Annotated in this window: 11 protein-coding genes; 1 reads left to right on the forward strand and 10 read right to left on the reverse strand. The window is 46.6% G+C overall.

The window, feature by feature from the left end; genetic code table 11:
• Positions 1–214 precede the first annotated feature (214 nt).
• From EOPP23_RS02555 to EOPP23_RS02570, 4 genes are all read right to left on the reverse strand, one after another.
• Complete coding sequence (locus EOPP23_RS02555) at positions 215–676, reverse strand: hypothetical protein (RefSeq protein ID WP_153764421.1); 462 nt, start codon at positions 674–676, stop codon at positions 215–217.
• Positions 677–855: 179 nt separating this feature from the next.
• Positions 856–1,161: an acetolactate synthase 2 small subunit gene (ilvM, locus tag EOPP23_RS02560; RefSeq protein WP_228550539.1), complete on the reverse strand. Its 306-nt coding sequence runs from the start codon at positions 1,159–1,161 to the stop codon at positions 856–858.
• On the reverse strand, positions 1,158–2,825 hold the full coding sequence (gene ilvG / locus EOPP23_RS02565; RefSeq protein WP_153764422.1) for an acetolactate synthase 2 catalytic subunit: 1,668 nt from the start codon (positions 2,823–2,825) through the stop codon (positions 1,158–1,160). Before ilvG ends, ilvM begins: the two co-directional genes overlap by 4 nt.
• The gene (locus tag EOPP23_RS02570) at positions 2,812–3,000 is read right to left on the reverse strand and encodes a hypothetical protein (protein WP_153764423.1); all 189 of its coding nucleotides are present in this window, start codon (positions 2,998–3,000) and stop codon (positions 2,812–2,814) included. Before EOPP23_RS02570 ends, ilvG begins: the two co-directional genes overlap by 14 nt.
• Positions 3,001–3,406: 406 nt before the next feature.
• Here EOPP23_RS02570 and EOPP23_RS02575 point away from each other — a divergent pair, with 406 nt between their 5' ends.
• A complete protein-coding gene (locus EOPP23_RS02575; RefSeq protein ID WP_153764424.1) occupies positions 3,407–5,098 on the forward strand; it encodes a SufS family cysteine desulfurase in 1,692 nt (563 codons plus the stop codon).
• Between the two features lie 12 nt (positions 5,099–5,110).
• Here EOPP23_RS02575 and EOPP23_RS02580 read toward each other — a convergent pair whose 3' ends face one another.
• The 6 genes from EOPP23_RS02580 to EOPP23_RS02605 form a co-directional block, all read right to left on the reverse strand.
• On the reverse strand, positions 5,111–6,181 hold the full coding sequence (locus tag EOPP23_RS02580) for a hypothetical protein (protein WP_153764425.1): 1,071 nt from the start codon (positions 6,179–6,181) through the stop codon (positions 5,111–5,113).
• A 52-nt stretch (positions 6,182–6,233) separates the two neighbouring features.
• Positions 6,234–7,223, reverse strand: coding sequence for a bile acid:sodium symporter family protein (locus EOPP23_RS02585; RefSeq protein WP_153764426.1), 990 nt, complete (start codon positions 7,221–7,223; stop codon positions 6,234–6,236).
• A gap of 26 nt (positions 7,224–7,249) precedes the next feature.
• The gene (gene tcdA, locus EOPP23_RS02590; RefSeq protein ID WP_153764427.1) at positions 7,250–8,062 is read right to left on the reverse strand and encodes a tRNA cyclic N6-threonylcarbamoyladenosine(37) synthase TcdA; all 813 of its coding nucleotides are present in this window, start codon (positions 8,060–8,062) and stop codon (positions 7,250–7,252) included.
• A 258-nt stretch (positions 8,063–8,320) separates the two neighbouring features.
• Positions 8,321–9,835: a maltoporin LamB gene (gene lamB, locus EOPP23_RS02595; protein ID WP_153764428.1), complete on the reverse strand. Its 1,515-nt coding sequence runs from the start codon at positions 9,833–9,835 to the stop codon at positions 8,321–8,323.
• Between the two features lie 468 nt (positions 9,836–10,303).
• Positions 10,304–12,490 carry a 4-alpha-glucanotransferase gene (gene malQ / locus EOPP23_RS02600; RefSeq protein WP_153764429.1) on the reverse strand — a complete coding sequence of 729 codons (2,187 nt, stop codon included), beginning with the start codon at positions 12,488–12,490 and terminating at the stop codon, positions 10,304–10,306.
• A 63-nt stretch (positions 12,491–12,553) separates the two neighbouring features.
• Positions 12,554–13,687, reverse strand: a complete 1,134-nt coding sequence (locus tag EOPP23_RS02605) for an ABC transporter ATP-binding protein (protein ID WP_153764430.1) — start codon at positions 13,685–13,687, stop codon at positions 12,554–12,556.
• Positions 13,688–13,708: the final 21 nt, after the last annotated feature.

Here is a 13,708-nt window from a genome sequence, read left to right on the forward strand (position 1 = left end):
TTTTAAAGTTATTTTGTCGTATTTTTGTTAAAAGCATTCTGTCGTTTAAATGATTGGTAATGTATTAATTAATGCTCAATTCATATATTTCAAGGGGCGCGGAGCAGGTGGGTAGAAAGGCAGGCTTCATTGGAAGAGGTTTTCAGGTTACAAAAAAATGCTGACACCTGGCTAACCCAGGTGTCATGGAAGTATTTGGGTGGTTAAATAATGATCAGTGACGGGTGTCACTGGCAGGCAGGATGTTAGGGTGATCAAGCCATTCTTCCGGAGCTTCGGTTTCCGGATCGATTGCTTCAGCATCACCAGGTTCTGCCTGAGTGGCTAGCACAGCAACGTCTTTGGCAAAGCCTTGCAGCAGTTCTATAACCTCCTCGCGATCAGGATCAAGGCTTTCATCCAGTGAAATGGTAAAGAGAGGTTTGTCGTTAACGTATTCCTCACCCTTTCGGGTCAGGGCCATATGCAGGCCGAGGTCATCAAATTCCCCGGCAACTTCGGACAGCTTGAATGTCACAGACTGCGCTTCCCTGAGCACAGACAGTAGCTTCAATGCCTCAGCGGCAGTGATATCTCCCGAATCAACGCAGGCTTCAACATACTCTCTGGCGGATAATTCCGAATCCAGATAGTTGTCGACGAGATCCTGCAGTTGCTTATATTTGTTATGACTCATGGACCCTCCTTACAGCGCTATCAGTTGGCCGAAACACGAAGACGGTAATAGCGGTCATCCATGCTTGTAGATAGAGCGCATAAATTCAGTGTACCCGATTGGTGTTTAAATGAAACACTCAATACTGAATCCTGGAACAGGCCTGTTGCTTGATGATGACAGACCTGATTCAAGAGCTACTACGACCATAAGCCCGCTTTCACAGAAACCGAAGTCACTTGAGGCTTCTGTACTTCGATGACATCGTAGAGCTTATTTAGCTGCGCAGTTAGCAGTTCAACAGGGCGATGACTGCTGACCTGAAGACAGGCCTGAAGATGATTGCCACAATGGGAGCTACTCATGGAAAACTGGTCCAACGAAAAACCACGATGACGGACCACTCTCAGCAGTCGCTCAACCACTTCAGGCTTTTTATAGCAATGGATATCAAGACTGTAAGTGCTTATAGCTGTATTCATAGCTGCGTTAATTGTTGCGCTCATGCTGATTGCTCGCTGGTTGTTGGCTCTTGCGTCATCATTTCGTGGTTGCTGGCTCCGGGTGGCACCAGTGGCCAGACGTTTTCACGTTCATCGATGCAGACATGAAGAATCCAGGCACCTTCGGCCTGCAACATCTCTTCCATGGCAGGAAGCACTTCCTGCCGCTGGGTAATCATTCGTCCGGGAATATCAAAGGCACTGGCCAGAGTGACAAAGTCCGGATTGTCGGAGAGGTCGGTTTCGCTGTAGCGTTTATCAAAAAAAAGTTCCTGCCACTGCTTCACCATGCCAAGACGCTGGTTATCCAGCAGCACAATTTTCACCGGCAGTTTTTTCCTTTTTATGGAAGCCAGTTCCTGAACGTTCATCATGAAAGAACCATCGCCGGACACCAGAACAACGGTATCTTCAGGCCGAGCTGTAGCCGCGCCGATAGCAGCCGGAAGACCAAAACCCATAGTGCCAAGACCGCCACTGCTAAGGTGGTTAGCTGGATGGGTGAAGGTCATATGCTGAGCCACCCACATCTGGTGCTGGCCTACATCGCAACTCACTACAGAGTTTTCAGGCAATCTTTTTGATAATTGATTGAGCAGCAAGGGGGCATAAATATCGTCACCGGGTTTGTTGTAGTTTCCGCTTTCAGATTTTCGTGCCTGACAGTTTTCCAACCATTGTTCACATTGGGTGGATACAGTAAGACTCTTAAGGTTCTGTTTGAGGCAGCCACCTAACGTGATTTCCGGACGTCTTAGTTTGCCGAATTCGGCTTCATCAATATCGAGATGAATCACTTTGGCGTTAGGTGCAAAACTATCGAGTTTGCCAGTAACCCGATCATCAAAACGTGCGCCGATGGCAATCAGCAGGTCCGATTCCTGAACAGCCATATTGGCGGCTGGCGTACCATGCATTCCCAACATACCCATGTAACCAGGGCTGTCCGGGTGTACTGCCCCGAGGCCTTTTAATGTGCAGACGCTGGGCATTCCTGTGGTGTTCAAAAACTCTCTCAATGTTTCAACGGCGTCAGCCATACCTACGCCACCACCGACATAAGCTACAGGCTGCCTGCTGTTTTTAATCATTTCTCTGGCTGCTGTGATCTTTGGTGATTCTTCAAAAGCCTGAAAGGTTGAAACAGAACTCAGCGGTGGCTGGAATCGGGCTTCCGCCAATTGAACGTCTTTAGGAATGTCGACCAGAACTGGCCCGGGTCTGCCGGAACAGGCCAATTCAAAGGCTTTATTGAGGGTTTCGCAGATATCATCAGGATCAGTGACTAAAAAGCTGTGCTTGGTGCAGGAAAGGCTCATTCCGAGGATATCCATCTCCTGAAAAGCATCAGTGCCCATTAAGCTGGTTGGAACTTGCCCAGTGATGGCCACAACAGGAATGGAGTCCAGCATGGCATCCGCCAGTGCGGTGATCAGATTGGTTGCACCGGGTCCGGATGTAGCAATGCAAACGCCAGGTTTGCCACTGGAGCGAGCATAACCAACGGCAGCAAAGGCTGCGCCCTGTTCATGGCGGCAGAGCAGGTGATCAACATCGGAATCAAGAAGTGCATCATAAACCGGCATGATAGTTCCGCCGGGGTAACCGAATACATGGCGAACCCCTCTTCGGGAAAGGTTTTGTACCAGTGCGTTAGCGCCATTCATTGGGTCGTCCTCGTCCTTGAAAGTGAGTGTTCGCTTCCTTGCAGATGATGGTTTGACGGGCCATGCGCTTATTCTGGAGAAAAGCCTGCAACTGCTGAAGAACACCGACGACCAGTAGAGCCAGGACAAGAGTGACGGCAATAATCAGTAGGCTGTCGATGTTCAGAGCTAGCATGTTGTATTCCTCAATAAAGTGTTTGAAAATTTTCTTAAGCCCAAATACAAAAAAACCCCCGGACCTTTCGGTGCGGGGGTTTTTCTTCTGTGTTTTCTATCAGCCCACAGAACCCCGCGCGGAGATGCTAATCACCACGACTAGTAGCAGAATAAGGTTGCTGATGGGGTTAAAGCTCATGACAGTTCTGGGCTCGCTGTAAATTCTTAAGCTATTCAAATTCAGTTCATTCTACTGAAATTAGCTACGGTTAATACGTGTTGTGTAGGTATAACACAGGGTTTGGACATTCGCCAATGGAAAATGTTCACTGAGACTTAGGGTCTATTTTGAAACAGGCTTTAAAATGAACTCTGTTATAAAATAGTCGCTTCTCTCAAATCGTTGTCAGGCTCACCCTCACGTCATGAAGTCTTTTCCAGAATTAAACGCCCAATTTCCTGCTCTGCAACAACAGGCTCACGGGCAGCCACTGGTCTATCTGGATAATGCTGCCACTACTCAAAAGCCTGAGTGCGTTATCGAAGCGGTTGATCGCTACTACCGCGAGAGCAATGCTAATGTTCACAGGGCTTCACATTATTTGAGTGGTAAGGCGACCAGAGCTTTTGAAGAAGCTCGTGAGAAAGTAAAACTGTTTTTGAATGCTGGCAGCTCTGATGAAGTTATCTGGACTCGCGGTGCGACGGAAGCACTCAATCTGGTGGCTCAGAGTTGGGGCAGAAGTCAGCTGAAACAGGGGGATGAGATTCTACTGTCAGCGATGGAGCATCACGCCAATATTGTTCCCTGGCAACTGGTGGCTGAGCAAACCGGTGCGGTGATCAAGGTGATTGCTGTTACGGAACAGGGAGAGCTTGATCTCGGTAGCTTCCGTGATCAGCTGAATAGTAGAACCAGGCTGCTGGCAGTCACTCACGTATCCAATGCCATTGGAACGATTAATCCAGTTGAGTTGTTGATCAGGGAAGCTAAAGCTATTGGCGCTAAAGTTCTGATCGATGGTGCACAGGCCGTCGCTCATACTCGGGTTGATGTTCAGGCTCTGGATTGTGATTTTTATGTGTTCTCGGGTCACAAGGTTTTTGGACCCACAGGTATTGGTGTTCTCTACGGTAAAAAAGAACTGCTGGAAGTCATGCCACCCTGGCAGTCAGGTGGAGAGATGATTAAAAAAGTGAGTTTCTCCGGAACCAGCTTTAATACCCTGCCTTTTAAGTTTGAAGCAGGAACGCCCAATATTGCTGGTGTTATTGGTTTGGCTGCTGCTCTTGAATTTGTCACCGGTCTCGATATGGCTGAAGTTTCAGAGCATGAAAATAAGCTTCGCCTGAAAACCGAACAGGAACTGTCACTGATTCCTGAGGTTCGGCTGATAGGCACTGCGAGCAGTAAAGCTTCTGTTGTGTCTTTTCTGGTAGAAGGTTTTCATAATCAGGACATAGGCCTGTTACTGGATCAGCAGGGAGTTGCGGTGAGAACAGGCCATCACTGCACCATGCCGTTGATGGAGCACCTTGGTTTACCGGGCACAGTTCGAGCATCCTTCTCTATCTACAATACGGAAGAAGATGTTGAGCGTTTTGTGAATGCTCTTAAGAAAGTGATTAACCATGAGACGGTTGCCAGCAATGAGCTTGAGGTTCTTCCTGCCATTTTCGATGAGATGCCCGGTGAAGAAGGCTCCGAACTGTCAAAACAGGTCATTGAAGAGCGACTGTTGAAAATACGAAACTGGCAGGATAAATATCGTCAAATCATGCTGATGGGAAAAGTGTTACCGGCACTGCCAGATCGTTTGAAAAACGACGATAACCGTTTGCATGGTTGTGAAAGTAATGTCTGGTTGCACCATTTTTATGATGAAGAGACACTATCTCTGCACTTTGCCGCAGACTCCGATGCCCGTGTTATCCGTGGTTTGATAGCAATAGTTCTGTCAGCTGTGAATGGATTAAAGGCCAATGATATTTCTGAAAGCATAGTGAACCAATGGCTTAATCGATTGGGTTTGATGGAGCATCTGAGCCCGTCACGAGGCAATGGGCTCAGAGCTATTATTTCTGAAGTAGACTCTATTGCGCACCGCTATTGCTGAGGTGCAGTCAAGTCACATAGAAAATACTGTGAGAAGTACTATGACAATTCCGCTGAACATTGAGGCTGACAATTTCGATGCGCCACTGATGAGGTTGTTGACACTCTCACCCCATGACAGGCTGCCAGTGTGAATGCCTGAGACGCGAGCTTCTTCAGAGATGTCCTGGTCAGCATTATTGATGTACCAGGTGTTTGGTCTTGAGTCTGGAGTACTCAAAGTAACCGGATAGTTAGCACCGCCAATGATTTCGACTGCCCGATCCAGAGATAAAAACTCACTGCTCTCCAAGGTGATACTCACAGGGGAAGACGCAATTCTGAGGCTTGGGTTAACCTGTACGCCGGCAAGTGATCTCAGGCCTGCAGGGGTGTGAGTGAAAGCAACGTCATTTCCCGTTAATGAACCGCCCTCAAGCCTCATGCCGTAGTCATAATTACCTGAAATTGTGACATTGGTCAGAGTGAAATCGGTGTCAAAACCTTGTATAAGCTTCTTGCTGCGATCGCCACTGATCAGTCTGCTGTTCTGTATTTCTACCTGAGCATCGTAGCCATTGCACAACAGGAAGGCATCTTCAGAGTCTTCGAACATCACCAGGTTTTTCAAGAGCACATTGTAGCGTTGCGATACATCGTTCACATCCGGAACAAGTATAAAAGGGGCTTCGGAGTCGTCGCCCGAAGGAGCAATGGGTTCAGAAAAGCTGACTTGTATTCTGGGAGGATTACTAGCGATCTGACTGTTATTGTTAGCGGCACAAATCTCAATTGTACCTGTTGCAGGAACCTGACCGGCAGAATTTGGGTTAACCATTAACTGTCCAGTGAGAGACAGGTTTTCCAGAATCAGGTACTTCTTACTTGCACCATTAGCATTAATCAAATCCTGTAAATTATCAGAGGCGCGAACAAACACGGATTCATTTTGTGTAGCACCACAAAGGGCTAATGCTCTGAGCTCTTCATTGGTAGCCATTTGTGCATACGACAAAGAGCTGATACTGGCAGTGCTCAGAAGCAGGAAAACAGATCTTCGGTGAAAAGTATGAAGTGGTTTAGCAATAGTATTGATGATTCCCATGATAAGCCTGCAACATCAGAGAAGGAGATCACAGTCTAGTACATCATATAAGTCAGCCCTGTTTTGAAATGGATGATGAGTTTGACTTTCTTCGCCAGTAAATGGCTAGGATAATGCCGCTGATGTTATGCCAGATACTGAAGAATATGGCTGGTAGAGCAGTGATCGATAAGAAGAACTTATGAGCAAGAACGACTGCTAATCCTGAATTTTGAACACCTACTTCGATAGCAATGGTCTTGCAGGTTTTTTTATCGTGACCTAAAAGTCTGGCAGCCTGGTAACCCAGAGTCAGACCAACCAGATTGTGGCAGATAACCGCAGAGAGTAGAGCTAAACCTGTTTCAGCCATTGCCTCTGCATTTATAGTATCTGCATTTATGGCAACCACAGTTGCAATAGTCAGAGCAATGATAACGCCGGATAACAGTGGTAGCCCAGCATGGAGACTTCCGATTCGATGATGAAACAGGCCATTGAGAAAAATACCCAGTGATACGGGGAGTAGAACAATCTTCATCAGACTGAACATCATTGCCGGTGTATCGACACCAATTTTTGTGTCTGTCAGAAGTCCAATGAGCAAAGGCGTCAGAAAGCAGCCCAGCAACGTCGTGCAGCTAGTCATGACAATAGAGAGCGCAACACTAGCTTTGGCTATATAACATAGAACGTTTGAGGCAGTCCCTCCGGCTACGCTTCCAACCAATATCATTCCGATCATAAAATTTTCAGGCAACCCTGTGATTTCTGCAATCAGTAATCCAGCCACAGGCATAACCATAAATTGCAGACAGACTCCAGCCACTACTGCGGAGAGTTGAGATTTCAGAGCAATAAAACTATGCCAACTGAGAGTAAGGCCCATAGTCAGCATAATCAGGCTGAGACCTGCAGGAATAAAATCTTGAAGTGGCTGAAAGTAAGCCGGATTCTGCCAGGAAAATAACGATAGGCCTATAGCGAAGAGTGGAAACAGGGCTACTGAAATTTCGTGTTCAATAAATCTGTATTTATCAAGGACAGGTTTATCAGCAGCCATTGTCTAACCATTGGTGAATATTTCTTTTACCTGACTGTCAGTTTTTTAATAATTCGTGAAACAGCTACAAACCCAAAGGTAGCAGTTACTACAGTTGTTGCACCAAATCCGCTGGCACAGTCCATTTTTGTTGACCCAAGGTTATCGGGTTTCTGTTGGCAGACGGTACCGTCAGGCTGTGGATAAACAGCCTGTTCGCTGGAGAATACGCATTCGACACCAAACTTCCGCTTGGTGTTTTTTGAAAACCCGAAATAGTCACGAAGATGACTCTTCACCTTTCTGGTTAACGGGTCATGCCAGGTCTTTGCGAGATCTGTAATCTGAATCAGAGTTGGATCTACCTGACCGCCAGCGCCACCAGTAGTAATGATAGGGATTTTATTTCTTTTACAGTGATTAACCAGAGCGGCTTTAACCCTGAAGCTGTCGATAGCATCCAGAACATAGTCGAAATCATGAGTAATCAGTTCCTGAAGGTTATCTTCGGAAATAAAGTCCTCGATGATATGGGACTGACAATCGGGATTAATCTGTCGAATCCGCTCTGCCATCACTTCGCACTTGGACTGACCAACAGTACTCGTCATAGCATGGAGCTGACGATTGATATTGGTGACACAAATATCATCCAGATCGATCAAGGTGATAGAACCTACACCTGTTCTGGCTAAAGCTTCTGCAGCCCAGGAGCCGACTCCGCCAATACCGATGACACAAACATGGGACTGGCGTAATTTTTCTACAGCCTCGGAACCATACAGTCGTCGTGTACCACCGAAACGGTTGTTATAGCTTTCTGAAGGAGTATCTGTGGATAGGTCAGAAGTACCAGACATGTTCTACCAGAGTCAGTTATCAATAGCGGCGCAGGATTATAATACTGACCATGCAATGAAAGCTATGCTCCCAATGTGTTGTACGTTTGTTGAGGTTATCCCCAAACTCTGTGGATAACCTTGGGATTAAGTTTGGGATGGTTTCATCAGAGCCAAGTTAACAGCCTTTCAAGCAAAGCTGGTTAAAAAATAAACAAAACCGAAAGTGGTGAGACTTTCGGTTTTAGACTTACTATTTGTTTAAGTCAGATAGCGTTTTTACCACCAGGCTTCAAACTGTACGCCATAGGTCCAGCCTGTGGAGTCTTTGCCGAAGGCGTTGGTGATATCTCCAGGGCCTGTTTGAGTGTCGAAATATTCCAATCCTAAAGCGTTACATTGCTCTCCAGTAACGGCGGCAGTGCCACATTTTGTAGGAGTACCCTTAGAAGGATCTGCTACTGGAGGAGCCATCACCTTGTCAGGTGTTTCCCAATCTGCATAAGTAGCGAACACTCTGATTACGGGCCTTACCCAGACTCCAAATTTAGGATGGAATTGCTGTGCGACAGTGAATTTGGTCAACTGGCTGTCAAAGTTAGCTTGCTTGCTTTTATTACCTTCTCCCATTGAGGAGGTTGCATTAGTTACTTTGTCATAACCCACTTCAATTGCAGTACTGGTATAGTCACTCCATTTCCACACAGGGCGAATTCCTGCGGTAGTCCACTGGCGTTTGTCATCCTTCATGCCATTAAATTTCCTTGCAGCATCATCATACTCTACTTGTGTCCAACCAAGCAGATACATGATTTCCAATCTATCCATTGGGGAGATCACACCAAAATCCATGACCCGCGCCAGCTTGTTGCCGTTGTACCAACTGGTATTTTGCATATAAGAACCTGAAGCTCCGACTCCAGGTCCTGTCATACCATCAGTAGCGTATTGGGCAACCAGTTTATTAAAGCCACCAAAGAAGTCAGTCAGTGTCACTTCAGCAGTAAGCATCCAGCCATTTCGGTCAAAGAAACCCTTGTCGAATTTCTCGGCCTTCATACCTGTGCCGGAGCTATCTTCGATGAGCAGTTTATCTGGAGGGTTCCCTGAGCCGTAGTCCAGACCCAGTTCAAGAAAAATGTTGTTGGAAATTTTTATATCGTTAAGTCTGACATCAAGAATGTCAGTGGTGATTTTCGTATCATTGTATTTATACTTTGAGTCATCGAAAACATTATAAACCATTCCATTCTGGTTTCTGATCCAGGCTACATCGAGTTTACCAAAGCCCAGATCAATATCTTCAATACCTGCACCTGGGCCGGAAAGGTTCCAGTAGTAGAAGTCATTTATGTTAATATCGTGACGCTGGTAGAACCGTTTACCCGCCCAGATAGAAGAGCCTGGGAGGGCTGGAAATAAATTGGTTGCCTTGACGTTAATTTCTCTGAGCCAAGGCTGGGTAGGTTCAACGTCTGTTTGCTGATCAATTTTATAGGCGACATTTGTATCCAGGTAGAACTTTACGTCATCTTCATCGAACAGAGTGGCCCCCAGTTTCAATTCAGTATAGGTCTCGCATTCATTGCCCAGGCGATACTTGGCAGGTGCCCCAGCCGCCTTGAAGCATGGTTGCTTTCCACCCTTGGCAGCACTGCCGATCCCGGAGCGTGCGTAACCGTGAAAATCGAGATCCATACCGCTGACAGCTAATGCTGCCGTAGACAACGAAACCAGGGAAATAGCTCCAATAGTGCGACCCAGAGCTGGTAATACCCTCTGTTTCCGAATCATGGTCAATTACCTTGTGAGAGTTTTGTCGTACATCGCCGAGCGCTGCAGAAAATGGCTTTGCTTCGGAGAGAGTAATCATGGCGCTGGCAAAGACTCTGACTTAAATTTCTTTGTCCTTGCGACATACCCTCAAGAAATTTAGACCAAGGCGTTGAAGTCAGCAAAAATCTTAAGCATTTTTTCTGAGAAGGTATTTTGTCTTTCTTACTGTATTTCAGGTTTTTTATATGAAGTTATCTATTCAAGAAGAGTAATTTTGCATGAAAATGTAAAAACCAATATTTCACTTTGATTTTGAATAAATATTTTTTGATGAAATGTCCATGAATTACAGATTTAAAAAGACGGATTTTTGGGGTTAATTCAAGGCAGCATTAACTGGGCATAGTATGTAAAAAGAAAACCAGCACAGACTATCACTTTCATGTACTGGTTTTTGATTGGCAGTGGTTAAGCCAAGTGCTTGTATCAATCTTTACGAATAATAGAAATGTTTTGAAAGAACATCTGGTTTTCACTGTCCCTGAATATGTATTCAAGATTACTGGTCAGCTTGCGACGCCAGTTAGGGTATTCGTCACTGGTACCTGGAATATTGACAGGCGTTTCAACTTCCAGAATATCTTCGAGCTGAATGCTGATAATGCGCGATGAAGTGCGTGCCAGAAAGTAATGCAGCTTCTCAAAAAGATCTCTGGAAAATGTCATCGTATGAATGTCATTCGGGTTCATACCCCAAGGTGCTTCGCCTGCTTCAATCATGGTTCTTAACAGTGCCGTTTTCTCCTTGTGGCGATTGACCTTTTCACTCTCCGTTTTGTTGCTGTCATAAATGTCGAGCTGGTGACGCAGGTTAAGATCAAGACATTCCCACCAGGCTTTGAAGGTAGGAATATCATGATTGCTGACACAGGTCAGGGCGACGCTTTTAAAGGATTCAGGTCTGGTGAAGTAGTCACCGAGACATTCAAAAAGGACAACTTCGTTGGAATAGAAGCGTGCTGGTGGAAGTGCCTTTTTAATTTCCGGTGGTACGGTGCCCAGGTCTTCGCCAAAGACCAGACATTTATGCCGAAGACTTTCCAGCTTGATAATACCCAGCAGGTCATCGAGGGGGTAATAAACGTAAGCACCGAAGTCTGCAGTTTTGCCCTGAGGGCACCACCAGAGCCTGAGCAGACCCATGACATGGTCAATACGGAGCGCCCCGCAGTGGCTCATATTGGCACGTACCATTTCAATAAACGGCGCATACTTCTGCTGCTTCAGAGTAGCAGGATTAAAAGGTGGCAAGCCCCAGTTCTGTCCTTGTGGAGCAACGGCATCCGGTGGTGCTCCTGCTCCGGCATTCAGGCAGTAAACGTCAGGATTAGACCAAACATCAGAACCTCCGCTATCAACACCAACAGCCAGATCCCGATAAATGCCGACCAGCATGCCTGCTTCCAGTGCAGCCTGCTGAGCTTCAGCCAGTTGTAATTCAGACAACCATTGCAGGTACATATAATAGGTAATCTGATGCTGGTTTTGACTGGCGAACTCATTAACCGCATTAGAGTCATGCTGCTGAAACAATTCTTCCCAGCATGGCCAGCCCCAGTTATTGAAATCAATGGCTTTGTAATGGGCGTAAATAGCTTCGTACAGAGCGTGTCGTTTTAAGCTGTCGCCACGGCTGGCACAGTATTTTTTGAATTCTTTCGCTCTGGCTGATTCTGGTTCAAGGTGGTGTGTAGTGAAGTGTTCAAACAGAACTTCAAGCAGCTGATATTTCAGGTGAGCAACCAGTCCATAGTCAACAAACTCTTCCGCACGAGCCTGTGACAGCAGTTCCTGAAACCCCTTATCTTTGAATTTCTTCTGTGCCGCTTCACACTCCTGAAAATCAGCAATGGCGGTGACATCCAGATAAAGAGGGTTGATAAAGTTACGGCTGGAGGGGCTGTAAGGGCTGCAATGGTGAGGATTGGCCGGGTAGAGGGAGTGGATGGGGTTGAGTCCAACAATATGCGCCCCCTGTGCAGCCAGTTCCGTTGCCAGATACTTAAGGCTGCTGAAGTCTCCCATTCCCCAGTCATGCTCGGTTCTTATGGTATAAAGCTGGACACTGCTTCCCCAGATTTTTGTACCCTGTGTCAGTTCACCGGGTTCATAGCAGGTTTCAGGTGTGACAATCACCAGAGTGTCAGCGCTCAGTGTTCTTTCCTTGAGACTGAGCTGGTGGTAGCCAAGGGAAAGGTTGTCCGGTAAATGCCAGGTTAATCTATGGTATTCAGTGCCTTCTACGGTCTGAACCGATTCGGTTTCAAGCTTTGCTGTGTCTACGGTTAAAGGCAGTGTTTCACCATTTTCCAGTTCCAGCGCACCTTTCAGCTGAACGTTCAGCTTGTCGGCGGGCAGGTTAACAGGAACCGGACTTGAGTGACCTTGAGTCATTACTACCACGGGGGGAATAAGCTGGTTCCAGTCGTATAACAGCCGGTCCTGAAAACTGCGGGTGATGTTTTCATCGCTGGAAACATCAACACCCATAGCTTCCAGTATGGGAATTTTGTACTCAGTGGGTACTGTGACCGGATTCCCGGCCCAGTCGGAATACTCTCCAGATACACCATAAAATGCAGCCAGTGTTTCTATACGGGCCAGATCAGACATTACAACTTACCTTAATCAAATACAGGTGCTCTCAAATCCAGGTGCTCTCAAATTCGAGTGTTCTTAATCAAACTCAGGTACCCGGGTTCGCTCAAAAGCGACACCCTGTGCATTAAACAGATGGCAGAGTTCGGCAGGGAACTCGATATTGATGGCTGAACCTTCATCTCGTTGATGGCAGTCTTCCACACGAACCGTGAAATGCTCTCTGATGCAGTCGTGCTGCATATAGATATAAGACTCAGCACCAAGCCTTTCAAGCGCGACAACTTTACCTGTTACAACGTTATCGCTATTGGTTTCAGCTATAACATCCTGAGGGCGAACGCCCAGTACAACAGCATCACCTTTTTTGATGGACGCTGTATTGACGTAAGCCTGTATGATCTCTCCGCTGCCCAGTTTTACTCTACTCAGCTCTTCTCCTGCTTCTTCAAGAGTGCCATCAAAAAAATTCATTTTTGGAGAGCCGATGAAACCGGCTACGAACAGATTGGCAGGGCGGTGGTAAAGCTCAAGAGGTTTCCCTACCTGTTCCAGGTTTGAGTCAGCTCCTTTTTGAAGTGGGCTGAGCACTACAATCTGGTCAGCCAGTGTCATGGCTTCAACCTGATCATGGGTAACATAGACAGATGTCGTTTGCAGTTTACGATGCAGTCGAGACAGTTCCTGTCTCATCTGGACTCTGAGTGCTACGTCAAGATTGGATAAAGGTTCGTCGAAGAGAAAAACACGTGGTTGCTGAACAATAGATCGACCAATAGCAACTCTTTGTCGTTGACCGCCGGACATGGCTTTAGGCCTTCGCTCCAGCAGTGGTTCCAATTGAAGGATACTTGCGGCTTCCTGAACCCGGGCGTCGATTGTGCTTTTATCCGCTTTTGCCAGTTTCAGGCCGAAGGCCATGTTTTCAGCGACTGTCATATGAGGGTAGAGTGCATAGGATTGAAACACCATGCCAACACCACGTTCATTAGGAGGCCAGTCGTTAACCTTTTCGCCGCCAATGAACAGTTCGCCCGAGGTTATCTCTTCCAGGCCGCAGACCATTCTCAATAACGTAGATTTTCCACAGCCAGAGGGGCCGATGAAAGCGGCAAATTCCCCTTCAGCGATATTCAGATTAATATTTTTCAGTACCCAGGTTGCAGCCTGATCATAACTTTTGGAAACATTAACAAGCTTTACTTCAGCCATAGTGGATTCCGTTAGTGAACA

The sequence above is a fragment of the Endozoicomonas sp. OPT23 genome, assembly GCF_009653635.1.
In the GTDB taxonomy this organism is placed as follows: domain Bacteria; phylum Pseudomonadota; class Gammaproteobacteria; order Pseudomonadales; family Endozoicomonadaceae; genus Endozoicomonas_A.

Coding starts and splice junctions, on each gene's coding strand:
- ilvM (WP_228550539.1), bottom strand. CDS start 1,161: ATGAGCGCAACAATTAACGCAGCTATGAATACAGCTATAAGCACTTAC.
- EOPP23_RS02575 (WP_153764424.1), top strand. CDS start 3,407: ATGAAGTCTTTTCCAGAATTAAACGCCCAATTTCCTGCTCTGCAACAA.
- EOPP23_RS02570 (WP_153764423.1), bottom strand. CDS start 3,000: ATGCTAGCTCTGAACATCGACAGCCTACTGATTATTGCCGTCACTCTT.
- EOPP23_RS02555 (WP_153764421.1), bottom strand. CDS start 676: ATGAGTCATAACAAATATAAGCAACTGCAGGATCTCGTCGACAACTAT.
- tcdA (WP_153764427.1), bottom strand. CDS start 8,062: ATGTCTGGTACTTCTGACCTATCCACAGATACTCCTTCAGAAAGCTAT.
- lamB (WP_153764428.1), bottom strand. CDS start 9,835: ATGATTCGGAAACAGAGGGTATTACCAGCTCTGGGTCGCACTATTGGA.
- EOPP23_RS02580 (WP_153764425.1), bottom strand. CDS start 6,181: ATGGGAATCATCAATACTATTGCTAAACCACTTCATACTTTTCACCGA.
- malQ (WP_153764429.1), bottom strand. CDS start 12,490: ATGTCTGATCTGGCCCGTATAGAAACACTGGCTGCATTTTATGGTGTA.
- ilvG (WP_153764422.1), bottom strand. CDS start 2,825: ATGAATGGCGCTAACGCACTGGTACAAAACCTTTCCCGAAGAGGGGTT.
- EOPP23_RS02585 (WP_153764426.1), bottom strand. CDS start 7,223: ATGGCTGCTGATAAACCTGTCCTTGATAAATACAGATTTATTGAACAC.
- EOPP23_RS02605 (WP_153764430.1), bottom strand. CDS start 13,687: ATGGCTGAAGTAAAGCTTGTTAATGTTTCCAAAAGTTATGATCAGGCT.